The organism is Pseudomonas arvensis (assembly GCF_056688935.1).
Genome location: NZ_CP162038.1, coordinates 3,417,139 through 3,441,826 on the forward strand (window position 1 = coordinate 3,417,139; position 24,688 = coordinate 3,441,826).

Consider the following 24,688-nt stretch of genomic DNA (forward strand, 5'->3'; position numbering starts at 1 on the left):
GTCAATCTAAGAGAGACAGTTATTCAGATTTCAGCTTCTTAATGAATATTTCAGTAACCAGTAACCTTCTTCTCAACGCAAGCGCCCTGCATCTCGCAGCCAGCGCCCACTTGAGGACATCACCATGCTGACCCTACGCAAAGCTTCCGAACGCGGCGCCGCCAATCACGGTTGGTTGAAGTCGTTCCACACCTTCTCGTTCGCCAACTACTGGAACCCCAACGAGCAGGGTTTTTCCGACCTGTTGGTGATCAACGATGACCGCGTCGCCGCAGGCAAAGGTTTCGGCCAGCACCCACACCGCGACATGGAAATTTTCTCTTATGTGCTCGAAGGCGCCCTGGAACACAAGGACACCCTGGGCACCGGCTCGGTGATCCGCCCTGGCGACGTGCAACTGATGAGTGCCGGCAGCGGCGTGGCCCACAGCGAGTTCAACCACAGCCAAAGCCGTGGTGTGCACTTCCTGCAAATCTGGATCGTGCCCGCCGTGGCCGGCGCCGAACCGCGCTATCAACAAGAGCACTTCAGCGAGGCACAGAAACGCGGGCGCCTGCAGTTGATCATCTCGCCGGACGGCAGCGACGGTTCGCTGACCGTGCGCCAAGACGCGAGGGTTTACGCAGGTCTGTTCAACGGTACCGAAGCCGCAACCCTCGACCTGCCGCCGGATCGCTACGTGTACATCCACGTGGCCCGGGGCAGCGTGGAGATCAACGGCCAGCGCTTGCAGGAAGGCGACGGTGCCCGAGTGCGTGACGAGCAGCATATTCACGTCAGCCAAGGCCAGGATGCCGAAGTGCTGGTATTCGACTTGCGCCCCCAGGAACTGCCGCAGATGCCTTGACGGGCCTGGCGATGGCCCTTCGAAACGGACCATCGCTGGCATCGATAGTCACCATCAGCGCAATGAAGTTCTCTAAAAAAATGCAACGCGTAACATCAAACCCATACCAGGCAACACCCAAACTTAAACACTCGGAGCACACCCTCATGAAACGCCAAATCTTGCTTAGCCTCGCTTTCTCGGTACTCGCTGCAAACGCATTTGCCCACCCTGTTGTTGCTGAAGGCGGTTCGGATCGCTTGATGGAAAACCGTGTGGCTGAAGGCGGTTCGGACCGTCTGTTGGAACGCCGTGTTGCCGAAGGCGGTTCGGACCGTCTGTTGGAACGCCGTGTTGCCGAAGGCGGTTCGGATCGCCTGATGGAAAACCGTGTGGCTGAAGGTGGTTCGGACCGCCTGATGGAAAACCGTGTGGCTGAAGGTGGTTCGGATCGCCTGATGGAAAACCGTGTGGCCGAAGGCGGTTCGGATCGCCTGATGGAAAACCGTGTGGCCGAAGGCGGTTCGGATCGCCTGATGGAAAACCGTGTGGCCGAAGGCGGTTCGGATCGCCTGATGGAAAACCACGTATAACCCTCTCTGTTCGAGGGGCACCCCAAACCGGCCTGATCAGCCGGTTTTTTTTCGCCTGCACTTTCAACCCCGCCCAGCGAAAAACCGTTGGAGCTAAAATACTTACCGAGCTTTAAGAATATGCACTAGCCTATGTGTAAGTTCGCGTAAAGCCCCTTGCAAAAGTCCCTAACTTCCCCGCCCCGACCTCAAAAATAACGTGACGAATGTTAAAATTTGTCACGCTTGGCCGTAATCAATTCGATTAGTATCTAGATGCTAGCAGCGATTGAACTGACGGCCTTGCATGCCGCAAAAGGGAGTAGGGTAATGCATTTTTCCAATGTCCTCGCTATTGCGCGGACTCCATCGAAGTCGGAGGACTTTCGGGAACTGATAGTTCGCACTGTACCGAATGATTTAAAAGTCGATACACGCAGCTACGGGCAACTAACCGACAATCAGGAAATTCACGCGCACTACCGTGCCATCATTATAGAAATTGATACACCCTCCGCCAGCAATCAAATTCTGGACATCATCAGAAAAACCAGAACCGAAAACCCAGGCTGCACCATATTTGTGGTGGTGACCTTTGCGTCCACCCTCAGCAAAACAAAATACTATCTGGCCGGTGCAGACTACTGCATCAAGGTGGTAGAAACTTCCCCGGAAAAAAAGTTGAGCCTGTTCGATGCATTTCTCAGCGAGAGCGCTCGGCTGAACCAGTGCGGGCTGGTACTCGACCAAGACCGCATGTGTATCTACGGTGACGGGAAAAAACTGGAAATATCCTTTGTCGAAATGAAAGTACTGGAAGCCCTTATTCACAGCCGACTCCTTAGTCACAATGAGATCGCTGGCGTCATGGGGCTTAATACCAAGTATTACGACTCCAGGGCCTTGGAAAAATCCATCAGTCGCCTGCGCGGTAAAATCAAAGCGCACTACGGTGAAAACATTATTCAAAACATTCGCGGCTACGGCTACAAACTCAGCCGCGGCCTTATTTGCGCCAGCCATTTCCAACCCACCAAGGAGAGGTAGCGCCGTGAACAGCGAGAAACGACCAGCGGCAGAAGCGGCGACTGTGCAGTTGGCCAGGCAGGCAATTGTCTCGCGCAGCCATGCATTGTGGGGCAGTGAAGTCAGTGTGCTGTGCCCCGGCAATCGGGAACCACGTGAAGTCGCCTACCGCGCGGCCCTACAGCACATCACCCCACGTCACCCTCCGCTGCAGGCCGCCGGCCACCTATTCCTGCGCCTGGATCAATCGGCCTTGATGAATGAAGACATCTTCACGCAGTTGACTCAGGTCGCCCTGGCCTTGGAAAAACACACGCAATACCTCACGCTCAGTATTGACAACCCACTGGACACATTGCCCGGCCCCGTAGAGCGCCGCGCAATGGTCCGCCAACTGTATAGACTCAAAGACCAACGCAGTATCAAGCTGGCCTACAACAACTACACACTGGATACAAAACATGCCGACCTGCTGATCGACCTGAAACTCTACGACTATATAAAGATGCCGTTTCCGGACGCCGCCCTCCGGCTGAGTTTAAACACGCGCTCCGACCTGTTCGATCGGCTCTACGACCGCATGCTAGAGCTGATAAACGCCACCAAAGCCTGCTTCATTGCCGACCATGTCGAGTTTGCCGACAGCGCAATGATGGCAAAGAACTTGCCGTTCGAATATTTTCAGGGCGGTTATTACTCCCCTGCTGACCGCTTATAAAATCCTGCATCTTCCTGATCTCGGTGGACACTATGAACTCTTTAAATAAATACGCGTTCAGCCCAACGCTTCCGGCCATCGCGCTGCAAGACTTCACACCCAATGCAGAGGCGTTCCGCTATGACTTAAACGCTGTACCCACGCAGACCCTTACCCTGCCTTCGCAACCCTTCAACGCGGCGCGGCCAGAATCAAGAACACTCGCTGCCAAAGCCCCCGACAACGCGCCGCATCAACAGAGTGGCGCCGACCGAACCCAGGTGTACCCCCAGGACTTCTGGCTGCTCACCCAACACGACCGGATACTGGTCAAAGGCGGCCTGCGCATCGCGCTGACCACCATTGAGTCAGCCCTGATCAAAAAGATGCTGCACCATGAAGAGCGCGTGGTCAGCAAAGAAGAGTTGATCCGCAATATCGGGCGCGAGCCGGAACAGTACCGTGGCCTGGAGATGTGCCTCAGCCGCTTGCAGGAAAAGTTCAAGCGGGCCAACGACGGTGAACGTCTGTTTCGCGCGGTCAGAAACCGTGGTTATTGCCTTACACAAAAAATAAAAAAGCCGCTTGAACAGCACCCTTCGCGTCGATAAAAAATAATAACGTCAGACGTTATGCATCACCCTGCCTATTACCACACTCTTCTACCTGCCCTTTTATAACACCCACTTTAATACCCCCACCTGACCTTGTTATAAGTCGTCAGCCAATGCCCTCTGCCGTTTATTACTATCGACCGGTACGTGCTCGCGCGTGCCCGTTAATTTAGTGCGGTGAGTGCGCAACTTGATTAAACCCTGCCACCACCTGTTGTTACCCCCGGGAGCAGAACCATGCTGAATAACACTAGAATGCATCGCAACCTGGCCCCCAAGGGTTTGACGTTTTGGGGCCAGTGGACGCTGGCGTCGGGTCTGGTCGTTACGCTGTTATTTATGTTGGTGTTTTTCAAGACTGGACAACTTGAGTACAACTATCGAGTGTTGGCCGCTTTTACCATACTTGCCTCTCTTCCCGCGTATAGCGTGTGCGATGTCTACAGCAAAAAGGATGCGTATGGCGTAGGCCTGGGAAGACTGTTCATGGGCTGGCTGCTGACCGTGGGCATACTGTTGGTTGTCGGTGTGGCTTGTAACGCCAGTGCGATGTTCCCCCTGGAAACGCTGTTGCTGTGGGCGGCGGTCAGTTATCCGTTATTGGCACTGTGTTATATCCCGTTGCACAGCCTGTCCCGGTATTACCATCGCCAACTTCACGAACGGCATAAGTCATTGATTGTGGGCACAGGCAAACTGGCCGTCGACCTGGCCAGGACCCTCTCTCGGCAAAAGCGCTCGCCGCTGGTGGGGTTGGTTGGCAGCCGCGCCGAGGCGAGCGAGGATGCACAACTGCAGATCCTCGGCGAACTGCCGCTCCTGCCCCAACTGATCCGCCAGCACGGCATTCGCCGGCTCTACATCACCCATTCACTGCAGGAGGCCACCCACATCGAGGCGCTGTACCTCAATCTGCTCGACATCAGCGTGGATGTGATCTGGGTGCCGGACCTCAACAACATGCTGCTGCTCAACCACTGTGTGGCCGAAGTGGATGGGTTGCCGGCGATCTTCCTCAATGAAAGCCCTTTGACCAGCCGCCCCACCGCTGCCCTGAGCAAATCGTTGCTGGACAAGAGCCTGGCCCTGCTGGCGATCATCCTCCTGAGCCCGTTGCTGTTGCTGTTCGCCCTGCTGATCAAGCTCACCTCCCCAGGCCCGGTGATCTTCAAGCAGGACCGCCACGGCTGGAATGGCGAGGTGATCAAGGTCTGGAAATTCCGTTCGATGCGCGTGCATGACGATCACGAGGTGCGCCAGGCCAGCCGCAACGATTCGCGTATCACGCCAGTGGGTCGGTTTATCCGGCGCACCTCCATCGATGAACTGCCGCAGTTGTTCAATGTGCTGCAAGGGCATATGGCACTGGTCGGCCCCCGCCCCCACGCCATCGCGCACAACGACTACTACACGGGGAAAATCCGCGCCTACATGGCCCGCCATCGGATCAAGCCTGGTATCACGGGGCTGGCGCAGGTCAACGGCTGCCGGGGCGAAACCGAAACCCTGGAGAAGATGCAACAACGCGTCGACATCGATCTGCGTTACATCAACACCTGGTCGCTGTGGCTGGACATCAAAATCCTGCTGAAGACGCCGTTTACCTTGCTGTCCAAGGATATTTACTGATAACACGGTTCAACTGTGGAAGGGGCCCAAGCCCCCTCCACATTGTTGATCCACGGCCTATTCGGTGATCTTGTCGATGTTCTTGTAGAGCAGATCACTGTCGCGCCCATCGGTCATCGAATGCAGCGAATAGGCACGATTCAAGCGCGCCCCACCGTCACGGGTCAGCGGCGCCCACACCAGATTGGCGCGACGCAGGGTCGACAGGCTCATCAACTCATCGAACGGAATGGACAGGTACAGGCCTTTGTCGAAACTGCCTTCGCCGTACTGTTCGGTGGATGCGGTGGTGCGGGTGATCCACGCGCCAATGCGCACGCCGTTGTTGAATTCCCGCGACAGGTCCAGGGTCGCGCCCCAGTCCCTGGCCAGGTAACGGCCGACGCTCAAGGCGCCCTGCACGTTGAATGGCAATGCGGTATAGCCGGTGACATGCCCGGTGACGGTCCGGTAATCGCGCAAGCTGAAGTCCTGCTCGAAACCGCGTTGGCGCACGTAATTCAGGTCGGCACCCAACGCCCAGCGTTGGCCCATCGGGCGATACAGGACTTCGCTGCCGACACCGGCATACATCGACTCAAGCAACCCCCCATAGACCATGCCGTACAGGTCCTGGTCCAGTTGCACCGCATGATTGAGCTGGAAGGTCGGCAGGGTCACATCCGACGCAGTCATGTACTGGCGCAGGTCAGTACGCACGCGCGGTAAGCCGCTGGGTGCGTCGTAGGTAAACCCGTCGTAGTTGTTCAGCAGGTTGACGCTGAGCAGGCCGCTCCACCAGGTGTTGCGGGTGAAACGGTACTCGGCGTCGAGGTCGGCGGAAACCTGATAGAGCAAACCGTCCGGCCCACCGACGTTCTGCTTGTAGCCAAGGCCCACGCCATAGGTCAAGGGCGTGGGCGGCTGGGTATAGAGCACCGTCTGTGTGCGGTGACTGGCACGATTGACCTCCACTTGGCGATGCAGGTCCTGCACGTCCGCACGGTGGTTAACCACCTCGCGAAACGTCTCGCGTGGCACGCTGGTCTCTTCAATCGGCAGTGCGTAGCGCTCGCTGACCAGGGTGAACCAATCGATCTGGTCATTCACACTGTTATCCAGGATCCGACTGGCACGGCCCACCGCCTTGGCGCTGTAGAAGTAGCGCTGCTGTTCGCCGTACACCAACAGTTCCGGCCCGCGCTGGGCAATACGTTGCACGGTGTAGCCGGCGTTATCGTGCAGGCGCCTGGAGACCTCGGCCCAGTCCACCTGGTCCATCGGCGTGGTCGGGGCCTGCGCTGGCAGCTTGGGCGCCGGCGGATCGTAGGTTTTCGCCGGCGCTTTGCGGCTGACGAAATTGGTGTGCAGGGTAATGCCGAACATGGCGGTGTTGCCGCGCTCCCAGGCTGCACTCAGATCGACCGAGTCGGCCAGTTTGTAGACCAGGCCCAGGTTGATCGGCGAGTCCTGGCGCAGCGGGTTGTCACGGGGCTCGCTCTGGTAGTCATTGCCGTCATACTCCAGCTTGAGGCTCAACGGCGCCCAGGGTGTCTGGTAGGCGATGCCGCCGAACAGCGCGGGACGCCCACGAAAGTAGCCGTTGGAAAAACTGCCGGAGCCTTCGGCGGCAGGCCGTTCGTTGAAGCGATCATCCAGCACGCCCAGCGGGTTGCCGAAGTCGCCACGACTGCCCAGGTAACCCCAGGCGATGCCGGCACTGAAATCCATATCACCATAGCGTTTGTTGGCCACCAGATACTCGCTGGAAAACAGCCCGGTACCGCCCAGGTCCATGAAGCCCAGCGCCACCTCAGGCAGCCAGTGACTTTCCTGATGCAGGCGCATTTTGGCGTCGACGGCCTTGTCCTTGTAGCTCTGGCCACCGCTGAACGACTCGGCGCCATAGGGCCGATTGGTGATCGCGGTGTAGCGAAAGGTGCCCTCCAGCCAGTCCAGCGGCTGCGCCGAAAAACTGTAGCGGCTGTAGGGTTCGGTGCGGTTGGCGTTGACGCTTAGCTCGCCGGTGGGCGCCATGCGGGCGGTGGGTGTCTGCAGCAGCCCGACACCGCCGAAATCGCTTTGGGTGTAACGAGGATCGCCATGCACGACGCCACACGGCACCAGCAGCACGGCCGCAATACATAATTTCAAGGCGTGACCTCAGCCAGGGGTTGGGTGGCAAGAAACTCAGCCAATTGCTGATTGAGTTCAGGGGTGGGCGGGTCCAGGTCGTCACTGCGGATCGGCACCAGCAGCGTGCTGCCGGGTGCGGGTGGGGCGCCCTCCTCTCGGTTCCAGGGGGCGATGCCCAAGCGCGTGACGTGGCCATCGGGCTGGATCAGCCACAGGTAGTCGGCGTCGGCCTGCGCCGATGGCGGGCAACCGTGGAGGTAATCGCGTGCCGGCTGCATCGGCTGGAACACCAGGCGGCATGCCGTCGCGACGGCGCCGAGCACACGCACGTCATCGGGCCTGGGCGGGTAGATCAGGCGGTCGCCATCGCTGGCCAACGGGTTGGGCGCAAAACCCACCTCCACCGCCACCGGGTCGAGCATCGCCACCTGCCGGCCGGTTACCGGTAACGCCTGCACCTGTTGATAAAGCTGAGCCGCGGCACGTGCCCGCCCTTCGCGCCCGGCGGCCAGTGCGGCCCGATGCAGGGTGTCCAGGTCAAACAACACCCCGGCCTTGAGCCGTGTCTGTTGCTCCAGCAAAGGGTGGCGCAACCAGGCTGCGCCCAGCCAGTAACCCTGGGCATCCGGTTGCGACGCGGTGATCACATCCAGCAAGCGAGCCTCGGGCGTGAACGGGATTGGCCCCGGATTGCGGACCTCGCCACTGACCTTGATCGCCGCCTGGCAGACACTCGCGCAGCAGCACAACAGCATCAGCGCGCTGAGTCGTCGAACAGTCATGGGGCATCCTTGCGGGTAGGTTGCAACTGGGTGATGGTCAGGGTCAGGCTGGGTGTGAGGTGCTGTTCGCTGTGCACGATAAAACCGTCTTCAGGATCGACCCAATAGCGGTTGCGCGCATGAAAATCGGCCGCCTCGATGTCTTCGTCCACCCGCAGCAAGGCATAGGGTTTATCGAGAATATCGAGTGTCTCCATGCCCTTGCGCGTCATGCGGCTGTGGACCGTGACGCCGAGACGATAGCCGTCCACCACGTCGGTCTGCCGCGTACTGCGATAGCCATCCGGTACACGGTGCAGCCCCTGCTGGAACGGCGACCGGCCCTGCCAGCGCGTGCCATCCAGGTCAGCCCCCAGACCCACTGTGCGCACCACCAGCCCGTCGCGCAGCAGCAGCACCTGCTTGCCGGAAGCGACCCAGAATTGCAGGTCGCCACGCTGGCGAATCAGCGCCATCACCCCTTCGCCGGACACCGTGCCGACCTTGATCTGGGGGAACGGCACCGCGTCCACCTGGGCCTGGGTCAGCACCAGCGGCGCCGGCCCGACCACAGCCGCCTTGAAGGTATCGAGGGAGGCATTCATCAATGGATTACAGCCAGCCAACATCCATGCCACGCCCACACAGGAAGCGATTTTCAGACTGTTCACGCAGGTTCCACCCTATCGGCTGCTGGCTTCGCTCAGGTTGTTCTGGGTGGACGCACCAATGCCGATGATTGAAGCGGACGGCACCAGTTGGCTGATAAAACGGTTCCAGCGCGTGATATTCGCGGGGCCGACAAACACCACATCCTGCGGCTGCACGTCAAAACGCGTGGCCAGGGCCATGGCCGCAGGCGATGCGGCTTCCAGCTGGAACACCTGGGCCGGCGCCACATCGATGTGCTGTGCGCCGCGAATCACGTAGATGGCGTCTGCATTGGAGGTGTTCTGGTTGACCCCGCCTACCGAACCCAGCACGTCGGAGAGGTTCATGCTGCGGGTCTTGAAACTCAGCGCACGGGGTTGCATGACTTCGCCCATCACGTAGATGCGCTTGCGGTCGTTGTAGGCCAGGTACAACTGGTCACCGTCCTTGAGGTAAACCTCGCTCAAGCGCGACGCGTCGAGGTTAAGCGTGTCCAGGTCCAGGCTGTAGCGCTTGCCGCCACGGGTAAGCGTGAGGTTCGACAGGTCGGCATTGATCGGATCGATACCGGCCAGGCCCAGGGCTTCGCTGACATTCATGGCGATGGTAGTGATCGGCACCGGGCCGGCCTTGACCACCGCACCGCTGATCACCACTTTCTGGCTGGCAAAACGCAATACGCTGACATCCACCTGAGGGCTGTCAATGTACTGACGCAGCTTGTCGGTGATCTCGCCGCGCAGCGCTTCAATGCTGCGGCCCTTGGCAACCACCTCACCCACATAGGGATAGAACAGGTTGCCCTCTGGGCTGACCAGCCGGCCGTTGGCATCGATCTGCTGTTGCGGGCCGGACGGCGCGGTGAGCTCCGGGTGATCCCACACCGTGATATACAGCGCATCGTTGGCGCCGATCAAATACGGGCCGGGTTTATAACTCAGGAGTTCTGCCGGGATGGAGTAAGGCACTTGAGTGGCGGCGTCCATCGCCAACAACTTCGGGGTAATTGGAATTAACTCCACGCGACTGTTTCCAGCCCCTCCCTCTTCAGTCAGGGCGGCGGTGTCCATATATTGACCCGGTGCAAACATGCAGCCTTGCAACACGGCGGCGGCCACGACAGCCATAGAAAAAATACGCATCATAGTGTTGGAACACTCGCGATAAACGACAAGAAAAAAAGACCACTTGGGCGGGGAATCCAAGCGGTCTTAAAAGCGGAAGGTGTGTAACTAGTTGCTGGTACCCGTAGTGCCAGTGGTGCCGGTGGTACCTGTGGTGGTGCCACCATTGGAGCTGCCGCCGCTGTTTGAAGCGGCCGCAACTCCCGCCACGAGGGCAGCGCCAACCAACAGCGTTTGCCCCACCGTCACGCTCCCGACCACTGCGGTATCCAGCCCCAACGGCGTCTCGGCGGCCATCGCCGAAGTACTCAAGACACTGAGCGCTATAATAGCCAGTGATATTCTCATCTCAGACTCCTTATCATCAGTGAGCAGGCAAACCGATAGTGCCATCCAACTAAACAGCACGCCAGACTGATAACTTTTAACCCGCTTAGTTGAAAATAACGTTTTCCCGACGAAGCCCCCGGCGCTCAATGCATTGAGCCCCGTGAAGTTATTTAAAACGTTATTAATTGTCAGAAAACTTCACACCCTGCCGTACTTGTCTTCAATCCGCACAATATCGTCCTCGCCCAAGTAAGAACCCGACTGCACCTCGATCAGCTCCAACGGGATCACCCCCGGATTTTCCAACGCGTGCACTTGGCCGATGGGGATATAGGTCGACTGGTTTTCCGCCACCAGGTAGGTCTGTTCGCCATTGGTCACCTTGGCCGTGCCACTGACCACGATCCAGTGTTCGGCGCGGTGGTGATGCATCTGCACCGACAGCTTGGCCCCCGGCTTCACGGTGATGCGCTTGACCTGATAACGCGGGCCATTGTCCACCGAGTCGTACATGCCCCACGGCCGATATACTTCGCGGTGGTTGAGATGCTCCTGACGCCCGGCCTGCTTGAGCTGGTCGACAATGGCCTTGACCTGCTGCACCTGGTCCTTGTGCGCCACCAGCACCGCGTCCTTGGTTTCGACGATGATCAGGTCTCGCACGCCCACCGTAGCCACCAGCCGACTGTCGGCGTGTACGTAGGTGTCGCGGGTGTCCAGGGCCAGCCCATCGCCGCGTATCACGTTGCCGCTGGGGTCCTTGTCACTGGCCTCCCACAGCGCCGACCAGGAGCCGATATCACTCCAACCGGCCTTCAGCGGCACCATCACCGCGTCGTCGGTTTTTTCCATCACGGCGTAGTCAATGGAGTCATCCGGGCACGCGGCAAATGTTGCGGCGTGCACGCGGGTAAACGGCTGATCCTGGCTGCCGCCTTCCAGCGCCACGCGGCAGGCTTCGAGAATCGCCGGCTGGAAACGCTCCAGCTCTTGCAGGTAACGGCTGGCGCGGAACATGAACATACCGCTGTTCCAGTAATGCGCACCGCTGGCCACATACGCCGCAGCGGTGGCGGCGTCCGGCTTCTCGACGAAGCGCTTGACCCGGTAACCTCCCTCACCCGCCGCCGCGCCCTGCTCGATGTAGCCGTAGCCGGTGTGTGCGCTGGTGGGGGTGATGCCGAACGTCACCAGCTTGCCGTCCCGGGCGAACGCCAGCGCCACTTCCAGGCTGGCGTGAAAGGCCGGGATGTCGTCGATCAGGTGGTCCGCCGCCAACACCAGCAGGATCGGGTCCTGCTGTTCGGCAAGCGCCTTGCATGCCGCCAACGCAATGGCCGGCGCGGTGTTGCGCCCCACCGGTTCCAACAGGATGCTGGCTTGCTCCATGCCTAGATGACGCAATTGCTCGGCCACCAGGAAACGGTGCTGTTCATTGCAGATCAGCTGCGGCAACGCCACGTTTGCCCCGCTCAGGCGGGTGATGGTCTGCTGCAGCATCGACAGGTGCGCATCGGTCAGGCGCAGGAACTGCTTGGGGTTCAACTGGCGAGAAAGCGGCCACAGGCGCGAACCCGAACCGCCTGCCATGATCACGGGTAATAACATCAGGACATCCTCGGGAAACACAGAGTCAGAAGTAGGCGCGGGTGTGTTCATGCACCCGCGGGCTGATGCGCAGTTCGTCCTGGGACCACCATCGGTACTGCTGGTGTTGCGCCGTCGGCGGCTGCAGGACTTGGCCCTCGGCCAGCTCCAGGCAGTAGCTGAGCACCACATAATGGGTGTCCGGCCCCGATCCGGCGTTGGCAAACACACTGTCATCGTAGAAGTGCTCGAACACCCCCAGCAGCCGCGCTTCGGCACGCTCGAATGTGCACCCCAGTTCATCGCGGGTGATGCGGCGGAATGCACTGTCGAAGTTTTCGTTTTTCTGGATCCGCCCGCCAGGCACAAACCAGTAACCGTAGGCCGGCCGATTGACACGCAAGCCCAGCAAGGCCTCGCCACGGCCGTTTCTCACCACCAGGTCGATGGCCACCAGCGGCGTCGACGCGACGACCGTATGGAAGGTCGGTAAATCAAGCCACATACCCATCAAACCTGTGCCAGAAAACGTTGCAGAATGCGTTCCTTATCGAGGAACTCCTTAGCATAGTTCAACGCCACCTCATTGCGTGCCGGCAATGCCAGCGCCCGTTCAATGCCTGCGTTCAGGGCCGCGACGGACTCGGGTTCGATCAACACGGCAATACCAGGATGTTCCTCGCACAAACGGCCGAGGGTGGTGCCAGGGTCGGCGGTGATGATGGCGTGGCCGCCCACCGCCAGGATGTTGGTCAACTTGGAGGGCAACACCGAGTCCGCCACCCCGCGCTTCTGGACTACCAGATGCGCGTCGGCCGAGGCCAGCAGCGCCGGCAAGTCCTCGTAAGCCTGCAACGGCGCAAACACCACATTGTGCAGGCCGTCGCGCTGCACACGCTCCAACAGGCGCGCCTTGCCGGTGCCCTGGCCGACGATCAGAAACACCAGCTCCGGGCGATGAGCATGGGCCTGGGCGGCGTCGAGGATCAATTCCACGCCTTGCTTCTCGCCAATGTTGCCCGAGTACAGCAACACCCGCGTGCCGGGCGGCACACCGAGGCGCTCCAGCAGCACACGGTTGCGGGGCACTTGGCGAAAGCGCGTGGTTTCCGACCAGTTGGGGAAGAACAACAGCCGCTGGCTGCGTACACCTTTGCCACGGGCCTTGTCGAGCATGCCGCTGGAGATCGTCGAGACCCGGTCAAAGCGGCGCAACAGCCAGCGCTCAAGCGCAAACGCCATCCGCCGCAACAGCGTGCCGCCGCCGATGCCCAGACCGAACATCGCGTCCACTTCATAGTCCTGGATATGCAGCACCGAACGCGCGCCACTGAGCTTGGCCAACAGCAGCGCCTGGGGTGCACAGAACAGCGTGGGCACCACCAGGATCACCAGATCCGGCCGCCAGCGCAGTTGCCCCAGCACCGCGAAAAACGAGCTGGCGGAGAAGCTCATCAGGTGCAGCAAGCGCGTCAATGCCGTGGGCTGGCGCGGCACATACAGCGGGCAGCGAATCACGGTCACACCGGCATCCTGCTCGGTACAGAAGCGCCACGGCGAATAACCCTCGCCCACTGCCCAATGCGGGTAATACGGCGGCGCCGTGACGACCCGCACGTCATGCCCCTGACTCGCCAACCAGCGCGCCTGCTCGCCGCTGTACTTGCCGATGCCCGTCAGCTCCGGGCTGTAATTGATGCCATACAGAAGGATCTTCATCACTGGCCCCGCGGCTGTTCGAGCGCTGCAAGGTAGGCGTTATAGGTATCGCGCAGGCCCTCCTCCAGCGGCACGTAGGCCTCCCAGCCCAGGGCGTTGATACGGCTCACATCGAGCAATTTGCGTGGCGCGCCATCGGGCTTGCTGGCGTCGAAGCGCAAGCGCCCCCTGAAGCCTGTGACCCGCACCAACGCCTGGGCCAGCTCGGCGATGGTGCAATCCATGCCGGTGCCGACGTTCAAATGCGAACACATCGGCTGGGTGTGCTCGCGGTAGCGTGCCTGGCCCAGCTCCATCACATGCACACTGGCCGCCGCCATGTCATCCACGTGCAGGAACTCACGTCGAGGTTGGCCACTGCCCCAGATCAGCACCTCGTCATCCCCGCGCTGCGTCGCCTCGTGGAAGCGCCGCAGCAAGCCCGCGATGACATGGCTGTTGTGCGGGTGGTAGTTATCGCCCGGGCCGTACAGGTTGGTCGGCATTACGCTGCGGTAGTCACGGCCGTGTTGGCGGTTGTAGCTTTCGCACAGTTTGATGCCGGCGATCTTGGCCACGGCGTATGGCTCGTTGGTGGGTTCCAGGGCGCCGTCGAGCAACACCGCTTCGATCATCGGTTGCGGCGCATGCACCGGGTAAATACACGACGAGCCGAGGAACAACAACTTCTCCACGTCATGGCTGTGGGCGGCGTGGATCACGTTGGCCTGGATCATCAGGTTCTGGTAAATGAAGTCCGCCGGGTACGTGGCATTGGCGTGAATCCCGCCGACCTTGGCGGCGGCCAGGTACACCTGATCCATGCGGTGCTTGGCGAAATACGCGTGCACCGCCGCTGAGTCGAGCAGGTCCAACTCATCGCGGCCCGCCGTGAGGATCCGGGTGTACCCCAAGGCCCACAAACGCCGCACGATGGCCGAACCGACCATGCCGCGATGGCCGGCGACAAAGATCCGCGCATCAAGATCACGAGCCATGCTCAGTTCTCCACGGCAATCGGTGCGTCGTGGCCATGCAGGCGCAACAGTGCATGGCGCTGGGCGATCTTCAAGTCCTCGCGCACCATCTCTGCACACATCTCCTGGGCGCTGATTTCCGGCACCCAACCGAGTAAGCGCTTGGCTTTGGCGGGGTCGCCCAACAGCGTCTCGACCTCCGCCGGGCGAAAGTAGCGCGGGTCCACCCGTACAATCACATCCCCTACCAGAATGCCCGGGGCCAGGTCGCCATTGACCTGCTCCACCACTGCCACCTCCTCCACACCTTTGCCGACAAAACTCAAATGCAGGCCCAGTTCCGCCGCCGACCAGCGAATGAAGTCGCGCACCGAATACTGCACACCGGTGGCGATCACAAAGTCCTCGGGCGTGTCCTGCTGCAGCATCATCCACTGCATGCGCACGTAGTCCTTGGCGTGGCCCCAGTCGCGCAGCGCGTCCATGTTGCCCATGTACAGGCATTGCTCCAGGCCCATGGCGATGTTGCTGAGGGCGCGGGTGATCTTGCGGGTCACAAAGGTTTCACCGCGACGCGGCGACTCGTGGTTGAACAGGATGCCGTTGCACGCATACAGCCCATAGGCTTCGCGAAAGTTCACGGTGATCCAGTAGGCGTACAGCTTGGCCACCGCGTAGGGCGAACGCGGGTAGAACGGCGTGGTTTCCTTCTGCGGGGTTTCCTGCACCAGGCCGTACAGCTCGGAGGTGGAGGCCTGGTAGAACCGGGTCTTCTTTTCCAGGCCCAGCAGACGGATGGCTTCGAGGATGCGCAAGGTGCCCAGGGCATCCACGTCGGCGGTGTACTCCGGTGAGTCAAAGCTCACGGCCACATGGGATTGGGCGCCGAGGTTGTAGATTTCGTCGGGCTGGATCTGTTGGATGATACGCGTCAGGTTCGACGAGTCCGCCAGGTCGCCATAGTGCAGCACCAGGTTTTTGTGCAGGGCCTGGGGGTCCTGATACAGGTGATCGATACGCTGGGTATTGAACGACGACGAACGCCGCTTGAGGCCATGCACGGTATAGCCTTTTTCCAGCAGCAGCTCCGCCAGGTACGACCCATCCTGACCGGTAATCCCGGTGATAAGCGCAACTTTGTTCATGTCTGTCTCCCAATTTATAGGCGAGCGAGGGCCGACACCCAGACTTGGGTGTTTGTTGAAAACGCTCGGTTACTTCGGTGTGGGCAGGTTCAAGTTATGGCCGGTCAACTTCGAGAGTTCCCGGACAATGGCTTCCTTATCGTTTAAATGGGCAATCGCGGTTTCCAGCTCCAACACTTTGGCGCCCACCAGAAAGCGGTACCAATAGCCCTGGAGCAGGTGATAGACCAGGCCGCTGCGGCCATCGAGAAACCCCAGCTGGATGATGTAGCGCCACAGGAAATACGCGGTGGAACTCACAGTAAACGGCACCCGGTTGTACAGGCGGTGCTTGACCAACCGCTTGGTCTTGGCCTGCAACGAACTCTGCCCTGCGTGCAGGTCGTCGCGGATCACAAACAAGCCCAGCCGGGCGTTCAGCACTTCAATCGCTTCGCGTGTGGCGTACTGGTTGTGCTTGTGGGTGAAGAAGGTCAGGTCATGCAGATTGTGGTCGGCAAACCCGCCTTCCAGGGTGATGGTGCGGCCTTCGGCCACCGAGATGTGCTCGTCCATCCAGCGGTCTTCGATACGACCCTTCCCGGTGCGCCACAGCCGCAGCATCTTCAGCGGGTAGCGGCCGCCATGGCGCACCCAGCGCCCCATGAAGATATGCTTGCGCTTGAAGTTGATGCCGGTGACATCGTTTGCCAACAAAGGCAGTCGCGTATTGATCGCGGCGGCCAGGTCAGCCTCGATGATTTCATCGGCGTCCAGGCGCATCGTCCAGTTGCCGGTGATCGGTAGGTGGTCCAGCGCCCACTGGAACTGTCTGGCCTGGTTGACGAACGGGTGCTGCACCACCAGCGCGCCGTGGCGCCGGGCGATGTCACAGGTGTCGTCGCTGGAGAACGAATCGACCACCAGCACTTCGTCGCTGAAGGCACGCACCGACTCGATGGCCCGGGCGATGTGCAGGCTTTCGTTGTAGGTAAGGATGATCACACTGACGGTTTCTCGCTTCATCTCAACCACCGTGCAGTTGCAGGACTTCGGTGGTGAGCCGGCGCGGTGAACGCGCGGCCCGGAAATGGCTTTCCAGAGGCAAGCCCACGGCGATCATCATGATCAGCCGCTCGCTGGCCGCTATAGCGCCGATACTGCGGATTTTCCGTTCCACCGAGTTGAGGATCGCCAGGTTCAGCGGGCACGCCCCCAGGCCGTTGGCATGGCAGGCCAGCAACAGCCCCATGGAGAACAACGCGCCGTCGACGTAAAGCTGGTTGCGCTGGCCGGCGCCGCCCCAGGCGGTGACTTCCGAAGTGACCACAAACAGGTTGTCCACCGACTGTGCAAAGCCGCGCGAACCGCCTTGCAACTCAAGCAGCTGCGCGATCACGGCGCGGTCCTGGTACACATGCACCCGCGACGACTGGCGGTTGCATTGCGAAGGCGACGACTGCGCCAGCTCCACCAGCGAGGTGAGCAAGCCACTGTCAATCTTGCCGGCCTTGAACATCCGGCAACTGGAGCGCGATTGCAGGAACGCCTTGGCGTCCAGCCCGCCATTGCCCAGCCATGGCGCGGCGCGCTTGATACCGCCGGTGCCGGCGGTGCCGTCGCGCTTGAGGTGCTCGACATAGGCGTCCAGGTAAAACACAAAATCGTCGCTGATGCCGAGCGTACGATGCAGGTCCAGATAGCCCTGGAACGCGCCGAGGGCCATCTCCAGCGGCAACGCCGAATAAGTGCGGTCATATTCGTTGAGCATGTGGATGATGCCGTTGATCTTGTCCTTGCCGAACAGCGGCTTGGGCTCCTTGAGGGACAGGCCTTTCTCCACGGTGTGGGTTTCGATAAGGATCTTGTAGAACAGCTTCTTGTTGCGACTCTCCAGCGGCGAATAGCCGTTGTGGCGCATAAACGTGAGCATGTCGCGAAAAAACTCGCTGACGAACAACATCAACTTCCATGCCTTGGCCATCATGCGTTTCACCTGTTTCATAGTGCGATGTCTCTCGGTTTGAGGGCGCGGCATGGCGCACCGACGCAAATCATCCAGGCCGGCAGGTCGGCGGTGACCACCGACCGCGCGCCCACCACGCAGCCCTCTTCCAGCACACAGCCGGGATGGATAAACGCTTCGGCAGCGACCCACACGTGGTCCTTGATCACGATCTCCCGGGTCACCAACGGCCGCAGCAGGCTGCGGGTGTCATGGGTGCCGGTGCAGAGGAAACTGCGCTGGCTGATGGTGACCTTGGAACCCAGGGTGATCCGCGCCATGGCGTACACATCCACCCCGTCGGCGATGGCGGTGTAGTCGCCGATCTCCAGGTTCCACGGGGCCCAGATGCTGCAGGTGGGCGCAATCCGGCACCCCTCGCCGATCCTGGCGCCAAAGCAGCGCAGCAGCCCGCGCCGCCAGCCATGCAACATCCAGCGCGGCGTGGGGCGAAACAGCAGTTGATACACGATGCCCCACAACAGGCGTCGGGCCTTGTCACTGTGGGGCAAGGTGTCCACGTACTTGAGTTGGGCGAAGTCGCTCATGACTGGAGCGCCGCCAGCTGTTCCAGCAAGTAGCGTTCGCCCACCTGCTGCAATGCCTGGCGCCGGGCGCTGACGGCGACCCAGTCGATGGGCGCGGCAATCAAGCGTTGCACCTGGCCTGCGTCGTCCGCCGGCAAAAACCGCTGGGACAGTTCAAGCTTCTCCAACAGATTGCGCACCCGCGCGTTGAGCGAGGCCTTGGTGCCCGGCAGGCCCACGGCGATAAACGGCTTCTCGAAAATGATCGCGAACACCGTGGCATGGAACGAGTTGGTCACCACGTAGGCGCTGTCCTTGAGCAGCTTGAGCCAGTCCTGGGGGCCGACCTGCACAGTCTCGCCGATCTGGCGCCAGCGCCGGTGCGCGTTGTACGGCGAGACGATCGGTCCGGCCACATGGCGGGACAACGCCTGGGCCACCTCACGCACGCCCACGCCGGTGCGCAGCGCATAGCAGAACACGTGGCCAGTGCGGGTCTGGCTGGCGGTGGCGAGCAGCGCTGAATAATCGCGGTGCAGCAGCGTCGGATCGGGCACGCAATGGGCGGCCAACCCGGCGACCTGCTGCACGATAGCCACCCCGCTCTCTTCGCGCACACTGATCGCCGACAGCTGCTTGAGCAGGCCTTCGGCTTCGGCGTGGTACTCGGGTTCCAGGTATTCCTTGCCGAAACTGGCGGCGTAGGAAATGCGTCGAGTCGCCTTGTCGCAGTCGAACGCCAGGAAGTACGCAGGGTCCAGGCCGGTCTGGCCCGAGGGGTTCCAGATCTGGTCACTGCCCGCCACCAGCAACTGCTGGCCGGCAACCGCCTGCTTGAGCTGCGCGGCGGTGGCGTAGCGCGGCGCCTGGATATTCAGGAAACGCGCCTTGAACGCCTGGAATTGGCGCGACTGGACATTGGGCCCCAGCACCTGGGTTTTCAACGCCAGGGCCTTGAGGTACAGCGCCTTGAGGTTGGCCTTGAGCTGGCGTGGGCTGAACAGTTGACGCAACTCGCTGCCGTCCTCCACATAGGCCGGGTGGTAGTTGATCAGGCTGACCTGCAAGCCCTGCTGCTGCAGCCAGCGCTGCAACGCATAGGCTTGCAGCACGGCGCCGAAGTTCTCGCTGAAATGGTAGGTCAGTATCCCGGCCTTCACGGGGCGTACAGATGCGTTCATGAACCAGCCTGTCTGAGTGAGGAATGGATTGGGCGCGCGGGCGGGCGAACGGCCTGGCGGGCAGGCGCGGCCGTGTTGAGCAGGCCGATAAGCATCGACCACACCAGCAAATAACTGCCATCGAAGGTGGTGAAGAACTGGTAGCTGGTCTTGAACGAAAAAATCAGCAGAATCGCCACCACCGCCAGCGACACCGGGGTGCGTGGCAGGCCGCTGAACAGCAGGCAGAACAGCGTCACACCGACGACGCCCAGCTTGGCGGTCACCCCCCAGTAGCCGTTCTCGATATCGAACTTGGAATTTTCGAACCAGCGCTCGTCATTGGTCGGCACGCCGGGGGTCAATTGCTTGGCCAGGCCATTGCCAAGGAACACCGTGGCCGGGTTGTCGAGGAACGACTCCTTGGCGTGGGCGATCTCGAACGCGCGGGTGACGTCTTCGCCCTTTTCCTCGAACAAGTACGTGGCAAAGCGCGACACTGCCAAGGGGCTGGCATAGAACGTCAACGTACCCAGGGCACCGATGGCCACCACCAATACCGCCAGGGACTTGACCTTGCGCTGCGTGATTGCCGACAGCAGGATCATCACGGCCATGGCCGCGAGGATGGTCTTGGAGCCGGCCGCCAGCAGTGTGACGGCGATGATCAGCATCAGGCCGATCTTGCGTTGGCAGCAGGCGTAGAAGAACAGCAGCACGGCCGAGCTGGTGGGGAACAACATGATCCGCCCCACTTCGTCGCTGGATTTGGAGGCAGCATTGGTCAGGTCGATGCCCACGCCGTACAGGCTGACCTGCAACAACTGGCCGAGGGCGAAGAAGTAAATGATCCGCTCGATAATCCGTCGATAGCCAGGGCTGTGGGCGCGGGCGATGTTCTCCACATTGGCCTGCACATAGCGGTACCCCGCCAACAGCAGCACAAAATAGAAAAACGGAATGCCCGAGCGCATGAACTGATACAGGGAAATCTTCGCCCCGCTGCTCACCAGCACCTGCAACACGCTGGCGGCAATCACCAGTGCCAGCAACGGCAGCGCCCGGCTGAAACCGCGCAACCCATACACCACGAACGGCAGCAACAGCAGCAACGCCAACGGCTGCGACAGGTTATTGCTCAACGCCAGCGGCAACGCAAAAAACGTCAGCGGCAAGTACAGGGTCAGGCGCGCCTGGGACAGCATCATGGGCCCACCTCCCCGACGCGAATCACCCGCAGGTAAACCAGCACCACCAACTCCGGCATTGCCAGCAACAGAGACGCGCCGAGCAGTGGATCAATGTGTGCCCTGCCCGCCAGCCACAGCAACAACGCGGCCAGGCTGCTCAAGGCGTAGATCACCGAGGTGCGCGTATGGCGGTTGGTGGAAATCAGCATCGCCGCGAGGATGAACCACGCCACGTTGAGAATCGTATGGGCGCCGATCAGCGCCAATGACACGCGGTCCACCTGCACCAGGCCATGGCTCCACAGCGTAATGATCTGCGGCCCGGCCCAGATGCCTGCGCCGTACACCAGCACGCAGAGGCCCAGGACCATTGAACTGGCGCGCTGGGTAAAGCGTCGCGCCTGGTCGAATTGCCCGCGCCCGGCCAGGCGTGATATCTCCGGAGTGAGCGCATTGCTGCAGGTGATGCCCAACTGGATGATCAGCCGCATCAGGGTGCGCGCCATGGTGTAGCCCACCACCACTGCCGGGCCGGCGATCTGGTTGAGCACTTGCAGGCCGCCTTGCAGGGTAATGGCTTGCGCCAGCGGAATAGCTGCACTGCCCACTGCGGGTTTCCAGATACCGCGAAACTCGGCCCACGACGCCGAGCCCAGCCCCAGCAACGGCCAGGGTGAAATACGCCGTACAAACAGGGTCACCAGCAGCAGGAACAGCACCTGGCTGAAAAACATGCCCTGGGCCAATTGCAGCTCCGAGCCGCCGAGCAACAGCACACCGATCGACAACATAATGTCCAGGGTCCTGCGGTTGGCCATGATAAAGACGCCACCGACAGTCCTGTCGATGGTACGGAACCACGCGTCAATCGGCCCTCCGAGCAGCCGCGTGCACAGGTAGCCGGACATGAACACCACCACCAGGCTCGCTTGCTCGGGCGCCAGGGTCTTGAGCCTGAGCAGCGTCACCCAGTCGAGCCACTGGCCAAGGGTCAGGGCGAACACCAGCACCAGCCCCACCACCGCCAGGGTAAATGCCAACGCGGTCTGTACACTGCGCCGCGCACCGGGCACATCGCCCTGGCTGGCGCGCAACGTGGCACTGGTGGCGGACGCCTGGGCGACACCGAAATCGAGCAGGCTGAGCATCGACGGGATACCCGTGAGCACGAGCCAGTCGGCATAACGCCCGGTACCCCAGGCGTGCAGGAAGAACGGCACCAGCACCAGTTGTGCCGCCAGCGTCACCAGTTGGGTGTAGCCATAACTGAGCACGTTTAGGCGAAAGCGGCGCGACAGCGAACGGGGCATTTCAAGCGCCTTGTTCATCGGCATCAGGCCTTGTCGGACTGGTAGGCGTAGCTGTAGTAGCCGTAGTCGCCATAGCCGTAGCTGGCGGAACGACGCTTTTCCACGCCGTTGAAAATAGCGCCCTTGAGCTCGACGCCGTTTTGATAGAAACGGCGCAGGGTCAGCTCGATTTCCTTCGCCGAGTTCACCCCGAACCGCGTCACCAACAGACTGGTCCCGGCCTGGCGCCCGATAATTGCGGCGTCGGTCACCGCCAGCAGCGGCGGCGTGTCGATGATCACCAGGTCGTAGCGCTCGCTGACGTCGGCCAACAGCGCGGCAAAATTGGGGTGCATCAGCAACTCGGACGGGTTCGGCGGGATTTGCCCACGGCCGATGAAGTCGAAACGCTCCACGGCAGTGGGCTGGATCGCATCCTGAAGCTCGCAACGCTTGACCAGCAGGTCGGACAATCCTGCTTCCACCATCTGGCCGAGCACCTTGTGCAAGTAGCCCTTGCGCATATCGGCATCGATCAACAGCACCCGCTGGCCCGACTGCGCCACGATGGCCGCCAGGTTCGCCGAGACAAAGGTCTTGCCCACTTCGGGGCTGGGGCCGGTGATCATCAGGCGGTTGTTCTTCGCTTCAAGCATGGCGAAGTGCAGGCTGGTGCGCAGGCTGCGCATCGCCTCCATCACCAGATCATGGGGATGGTTGACCGCCAGCAACGACGGCGCGTCTGAATGGCGCTTGGCCGCATTGGCTTCCTCTGCCTTTTGCAGCAGGCTGAAGGGAATCGACGCGTACACCGGCAAGCCGAGTTTCTCGATGTCATCCGGGCTTTCGAGCCCCCGGTTGAGCAGGCTGCGCACCAGCACCAGGCCTATGGAAAGCATGCCGCCGAGCAGCATCGCCAGCAGCACCACGATCACTTTGCGCGGTTCCACCGGCTTGCTGATATTGGCATCGGCACTGTCAATCAAGCGCACGTTGCCCACGGTGCCGGCGCGCATCACGTCCAGTTCCTGGGAGCGATTGAGCAACTGCGTGTAGATCTCGGTACCGACCTGCACGTCGCGGGTCAGGCTGAGCAATTCCTGCTGGGTGCTGGGCAGGCCTTCGACCCGCTTGGTCATCTGCGCCTGCTTGGCGTTGAGTTCAGCCAACTTGGCGATCAAGGCTCGATAGGCCGGGTGCTGCGGCGTGAACTTGCGGTCCATCTCGGCCTGTTGCAGCTTGAGTTCGGAGATGCCGGTGTCCAGGGCCACCACTTGGTCGAGCACGGCCTTGGCTTCCAGGCTGATGTCGATGGACTTGCTGCGAGTCTGGAAGCGGTTCAGCGCGTTTTCGGCCTTCTCCAGATCACGGCGTACCTGGGGCAACTGATCGTTGAGGAACGACAGGCTCTGCGCCGCCTCGGCCGAGGTACGGTCGACGTTCTGCTTCACATAGAGGTTGGAAATTTCAGTGAGGGTGCGAATCGCCAGGGCCGGGCGCGTGCTCTCCAGGGACAGGCTGATGATGCCCGACTCCTTGCCGCGTTCGATCACGGTGAGCAAGTCCTGATAGTCGGCCACCGCATCCAGGCGCGGTTTGCGCACAATCTTGAAATGCGCACCGGGGTTGGCCCGCAGTTCCTTGATCAGGACCTCCACGCCGCCGCCGGAAAACGCCTCGCCGACGCGGCCCGATGCGATCTCCCGGTCATCCTCATCAAACAGGCTGTAGCGCTGGGCCTCACCGGCCACCAGCAGCAGAGAAGTGCCGAGCAATGCGGCCGGCAGATTAAGCGTGGTCAGCGCCAGTTGCTCGCCCCCCACCGACCAGCGACTGAAGCCGAACAGCGGCGGCGCAATATCACCCTTGTGTTCCGGCGCATACCGTCGCGCAAGGAAACCGCCGATCAGCGGGAAACGCTGGGGTGTGACGGTGATGTCCAGCGCCAGGGTGTCGACAGTCTTGCCGATGATGGTGCGCGACTTGATCAGTTCGATCTCGGTCACCGCCGGCGATTCCTTGCCCAGCAGGCTGCTGACGTCGGAGAAACCGAGCATGTCGTTCTTCTTTGGCTCCACCTGGATCAACGCATTCGCCTGGTACACCGGCGCCGCCAGAATCGCGTAGGTCGCGCCGATCACCATGCAAGTGCCGGTGATCCCGGCGATCAGCCATTTGTGATCAAGCAGGGTGCCGAGCATGCCGAGTACATCGATCTCGTCACGTTGGGGGCTGTCAGCGGAAGCGTTCTGGGGTGAATACATAAATCGCGTCTTCGTCCTTGCAATCGTTTTAAAGAGGGAGCGTCAGCGCGCCAGGCGCCGGGCCCAGGCCTGCACGGCCTGTTCGATCAATGCATAGGCCTGAACAAAGGCAGGCTTGCCCTGGCGATAGGGGTCGGTGATCTCAAGGTTCTGCTGCCACTTGCCCAGCAGGAACACTTTGCCCCGCGCCTCGGGAGCGAGATTGAGCACCCCGTCGATGTGCCGCTGTTCCATAACCAGGATCAGGTCGGCCTCGCTGACGGCCTCGACGTTGAGTTGCCGCGCCTTGTGCGCTTGGGGAATATGCCCGTGCTCCAGCAGCACTTGCCCGGCGGTAGGCTCCAGCGGATGGTCACGCAACGCAGCCAGGCCGGCCGAACGCACCTGAATTCCGCAGGGGCTCAGCGCGGCGCCCAGCAAGTGTTCTGCCGTCGGGCTGCGGCAGATGTTGCCGATACACACAATCAATATATTTTTGAACAAGGCAACCTCCCACGCACCGCACATTTGTTTATCGGCAAA

Annotated in this window: 24 protein-coding genes; 6 read left to right on the plus strand and 18 right to left on the minus strand. The window is 61.0% G+C overall.

Annotated elements, in window-relative coordinates:
• Positions 1-124 precede the first annotated feature (124 nt).
• The 6 genes from AB3G88_RS15105 (at position 125) to AB3G88_RS15130 (ending at position 5,364) form a co-directional block, all read left to right on the plus strand.
• Positions 125-847, plus strand: a complete 723-nt coding sequence (locus AB3G88_RS15105) for a pirin family protein (protein ID WP_480450469.1) — start codon at positions 125-127, stop codon at positions 845-847.
• Between the two features lie 146 nt (positions 848-993).
• On the plus strand, positions 994-1,419 hold the full coding sequence (locus AB3G88_RS15110; protein ID WP_480450471.1) for a phage infection protein: 426 nt from the start codon (positions 994-996) through the stop codon (positions 1,417-1,419).
• A gap of 309 nt (positions 1,420-1,728) precedes the next feature.
• Positions 1,729-2,445, plus strand: a complete 717-nt coding sequence (locus AB3G88_RS15115; protein ID WP_480450472.1) for a winged helix-turn-helix domain-containing protein — start codon at positions 1,729-1,731, stop codon at positions 2,443-2,445.
• Positions 2,446-2,449: 4 nt separating this feature from the next.
• On the plus strand, positions 2,450-3,142 hold the full coding sequence (locus AB3G88_RS15120) for a YuxH family protein (protein ID WP_250925797.1): 693 nt from the start codon (positions 2,450-2,452) through the stop codon (positions 3,140-3,142).
• A gap of 32 nt (positions 3,143-3,174) precedes the next feature.
• On the plus strand, positions 3,175-3,732 hold the full coding sequence (locus AB3G88_RS15125) for a winged helix-turn-helix domain-containing protein (RefSeq protein WP_480450475.1): 558 nt from the start codon (positions 3,175-3,177) through the stop codon (positions 3,730-3,732).
• A gap of 240 nt (positions 3,733-3,972) precedes the next feature.
• Positions 3,973-5,364 carry an undecaprenyl-phosphate glucose phosphotransferase gene (locus AB3G88_RS15130; protein WP_099586849.1) on the plus strand — a complete coding sequence of 464 codons (1,392 nt, stop codon included), beginning with the start codon at positions 3,973-3,975 and terminating at the stop codon, positions 5,362-5,364.
• Between the two features lie 57 nt (positions 5,365-5,421).
• Here AB3G88_RS15130 and AB3G88_RS15135 read toward each other — a convergent pair whose 3' ends face one another.
• From AB3G88_RS15135 to AB3G88_RS15220, 18 genes are all read right to left on the minus strand, one after another.
• The gene (locus AB3G88_RS15135) at positions 5,422-7,497 is read right to left on the minus strand and encodes a YjbH domain-containing protein (RefSeq protein WP_480450477.1); all 2,076 of its coding nucleotides are present in this window, start codon (positions 7,495-7,497) and stop codon (positions 5,422-5,424) included.
• On the minus strand, positions 7,494-8,261 hold the full coding sequence (locus AB3G88_RS15140) for a capsule biosynthesis GfcC family protein (RefSeq protein ID WP_191946266.1): 768 nt from the start codon (positions 8,259-8,261) through the stop codon (positions 7,494-7,496). Before AB3G88_RS15140 ends, AB3G88_RS15135 begins: the two co-directional genes overlap by 4 nt.
• Positions 8,258-8,911: a YjbF family lipoprotein gene (locus tag AB3G88_RS15145; protein ID WP_480450480.1), complete on the minus strand. Its 654-nt coding sequence runs from the start codon at positions 8,909-8,911 to the stop codon at positions 8,258-8,260. Before AB3G88_RS15145 ends, AB3G88_RS15140 begins: the two co-directional genes overlap by 4 nt.
• Positions 8,912-8,923: 12 nt before the next feature.
• A complete protein-coding gene (locus AB3G88_RS15150; RefSeq protein WP_250925801.1) occupies positions 8,924-10,036 on the minus strand; it encodes a polysaccharide biosynthesis/export family protein in 1,113 nt (370 codons plus the stop codon).
• An 87-nt stretch (positions 10,037-10,123) separates the two neighbouring features.
• Positions 10,124-10,363, minus strand: coding sequence for a hypothetical protein (locus AB3G88_RS15155; protein ID WP_224793926.1), 240 nt, complete (start codon positions 10,361-10,363; stop codon positions 10,124-10,126).
• A gap of 180 nt (positions 10,364-10,543) precedes the next feature.
• Positions 10,544-11,953: a mannose-1-phosphate guanylyltransferase/mannose-6-phosphate isomerase gene (locus tag AB3G88_RS15160; RefSeq protein ID WP_480450483.1), complete on the minus strand. Its 1,410-nt coding sequence runs from the start codon at positions 11,951-11,953 to the stop codon at positions 10,544-10,546.
• A gap of 25 nt (positions 11,954-11,978) precedes the next feature.
• Positions 11,979-12,437, minus strand: a complete 459-nt coding sequence (locus AB3G88_RS15165; protein ID WP_099587033.1) for a GDP-mannose mannosyl hydrolase — start codon at positions 12,435-12,437, stop codon at positions 11,979-11,981.
• A gap of 5 nt (positions 12,438-12,442) precedes the next feature.
• Positions 12,443-13,651, minus strand: coding sequence for a glycosyltransferase WbuB (locus tag AB3G88_RS15170; protein ID WP_099586854.1), 1,209 nt, complete (start codon positions 13,649-13,651; stop codon positions 12,443-12,445).
• Positions 13,651-14,628 (minus strand): GDP-L-fucose synthase, encoded by a 978-nt coding sequence (gene fcl, locus AB3G88_RS15175; protein ID WP_191946269.1) that lies wholly within the window; start codon positions 14,626-14,628, stop codon positions 13,651-13,653. Before fcl ends, AB3G88_RS15170 begins: the two co-directional genes overlap by 1 nt.
• A gap of 2 nt (positions 14,629-14,630) precedes the next feature.
• On the minus strand, positions 14,631-15,752 hold the full coding sequence (gene gmd / locus AB3G88_RS15180; protein WP_099586856.1) for a GDP-mannose 4,6-dehydratase: 1,122 nt from the start codon (positions 15,750-15,752) through the stop codon (positions 14,631-14,633).
• Positions 15,753-15,821: 69 nt separating this feature from the next.
• Positions 15,822-16,757, minus strand: coding sequence for a glycosyltransferase family 2 protein (locus AB3G88_RS15185; RefSeq protein ID WP_099586857.1), 936 nt, complete (start codon positions 16,755-16,757; stop codon positions 15,822-15,824).
• A gap of 1 nt (position 16,758) precedes the next feature.
• Positions 16,759-17,736, minus strand: coding sequence for a nitroreductase family protein (locus AB3G88_RS15190; protein WP_158235070.1), 978 nt, complete (start codon positions 17,734-17,736; stop codon positions 16,759-16,761).
• On the minus strand, positions 17,733-18,284 hold the full coding sequence (locus AB3G88_RS15195) for an LbetaH domain-containing protein (protein WP_099586859.1): 552 nt from the start codon (positions 18,282-18,284) through the stop codon (positions 17,733-17,735). Before AB3G88_RS15195 ends, AB3G88_RS15190 begins: the two co-directional genes overlap by 4 nt.
• Entirely contained in the window at positions 18,281-19,444 is a 1,164-nt protein-coding gene (locus AB3G88_RS15200) for a polysaccharide pyruvyl transferase family protein (RefSeq protein WP_099586860.1), read from the minus strand. The genes AB3G88_RS15195 and AB3G88_RS15200 overlap by 4 nt, the downstream gene beginning before the upstream one ends.
• Positions 19,441-20,631 (minus strand): O-antigen ligase family protein, encoded by a 1,191-nt coding sequence (locus AB3G88_RS15205; RefSeq protein ID WP_191946272.1) that lies wholly within the window; start codon positions 20,629-20,631, stop codon positions 19,441-19,443. The genes AB3G88_RS15200 and AB3G88_RS15205 overlap by 4 nt, the downstream gene beginning before the upstream one ends.
• Entirely contained in the window at positions 20,628-21,923 is a 1,296-nt protein-coding gene (locus AB3G88_RS15210; protein ID WP_480450488.1) for a lipopolysaccharide biosynthesis protein, read from the minus strand. The genes AB3G88_RS15205 and AB3G88_RS15210 overlap by 4 nt, the downstream gene beginning before the upstream one ends.
• A gap of 23 nt (positions 21,924-21,946) precedes the next feature.
• A complete protein-coding gene (locus AB3G88_RS15215; RefSeq protein ID WP_480450490.1) occupies positions 21,947-24,166 on the minus strand; it encodes a polysaccharide biosynthesis tyrosine autokinase in 2,220 nt (739 codons plus the stop codon).
• Positions 24,167-24,208: 42 nt separating this feature from the next.
• Positions 24,209-24,649 carry a low molecular weight protein-tyrosine-phosphatase gene (locus AB3G88_RS15220; RefSeq protein ID WP_178075424.1) on the minus strand — a complete coding sequence of 147 codons (441 nt, stop codon included), beginning with the start codon at positions 24,647-24,649 and terminating at the stop codon, positions 24,209-24,211.
• Positions 24,650-24,688 lie beyond the last annotated feature (39 nt).

Bases quoted from the DNA above. Each gene is read 5' to 3' on its own strand.
- AB3G88_RS15105 (WP_480450469.1), top strand. From the start codon at position 125: ATGCTGACCCTACGCAAAGCTTCCGAACGCGGCGCCGCCAATCACGGT.
- AB3G88_RS15110 (WP_480450471.1), top strand. From the start codon at position 994: ATGAAACGCCAAATCTTGCTTAGCCTCGCTTTCTCGGTACTCGCTGCA.
- AB3G88_RS15115 (WP_480450472.1), top strand. From the start codon at position 1,729: ATGCATTTTTCCAATGTCCTCGCTATTGCGCGGACTCCATCGAAGTCG.
- AB3G88_RS15125 (WP_480450475.1), top strand. From the start codon at position 3,175: ATGAACTCTTTAAATAAATACGCGTTCAGCCCAACGCTTCCGGCCATC.
- AB3G88_RS15130 (WP_099586849.1), top strand. From the start codon at position 3,973: ATGCTGAATAACACTAGAATGCATCGCAACCTGGCCCCCAAGGGTTTG.
- AB3G88_RS15140 (WP_191946266.1), bottom strand. From the start codon at position 8,261: ATGACTGTTCGACGACTCAGCGCGCTGATGCTGTTGTGCTGCTGCGCG.
- AB3G88_RS15150 (WP_250925801.1), bottom strand. From the start codon at position 10,036: ATGATGCGTATTTTTTCTATGGCTGTCGTGGCCGCCGCCGTGTTGCAA.
- AB3G88_RS15155 (WP_224793926.1), bottom strand. From the start codon at position 10,363: ATGAGAATATCACTGGCTATTATAGCGCTCAGTGTCTTGAGTACTTCG.
- AB3G88_RS15160 (WP_480450483.1), bottom strand. From the start codon at position 11,953: ATGTTATTACCCGTGATCATGGCAGGCGGTTCGGGTTCGCGCCTGTGG.
- AB3G88_RS15165 (WP_099587033.1), bottom strand. From the start codon at position 12,437: ATGTGGCTTGATTTACCGACCTTCCATACGGTCGTCGCGTCGACGCCG.
- AB3G88_RS15170 (WP_099586854.1), bottom strand. From the start codon at position 13,651: ATGAAGATCCTTCTGTATGGCATCAATTACAGCCCGGAGCTGACGGGC.
- fcl (WP_191946269.1), bottom strand. From the start codon at position 14,628: ATGGCTCGTGATCTTGATGCGCGGATCTTTGTCGCCGGCCATCGCGGC.
- gmd (WP_099586856.1), bottom strand. From the start codon at position 15,752: ATGAACAAAGTTGCGCTTATCACCGGGATTACCGGTCAGGATGGGTCG.
- AB3G88_RS15185 (WP_099586857.1), bottom strand. From the start codon at position 16,757: ATGAAGCGAGAAACCGTCAGTGTGATCATCCTTACCTACAACGAAAGC.
- AB3G88_RS15190 (WP_158235070.1), bottom strand. From the start codon at position 17,736: ATGAAACAGGTGAAACGCATGATGGCCAAGGCATGGAAGTTGATGTTG.
- AB3G88_RS15195 (WP_099586859.1), bottom strand. From the start codon at position 18,284: ATGAGCGACTTCGCCCAACTCAAGTACGTGGACACCTTGCCCCACAGT.
- AB3G88_RS15200 (WP_099586860.1), bottom strand. From the start codon at position 19,444: ATGAACGCATCTGTACGCCCCGTGAAGGCCGGGATACTGACCTACCAT.
- AB3G88_RS15205 (WP_191946272.1), bottom strand. From the start codon at position 20,631: ATGATGCTGTCCCAGGCGCGCCTGACCCTGTACTTGCCGCTGACGTTT.
- AB3G88_RS15210 (WP_480450488.1), bottom strand. From the start codon at position 21,923: ATGCCCCGTTCGCTGTCGCGCCGCTTTCGCCTAAACGTGCTCAGTTAT.
- AB3G88_RS15215 (WP_480450490.1), bottom strand. From the start codon at position 24,166: ATGTATTCACCCCAGAACGCTTCCGCTGACAGCCCCCAACGTGACGAG.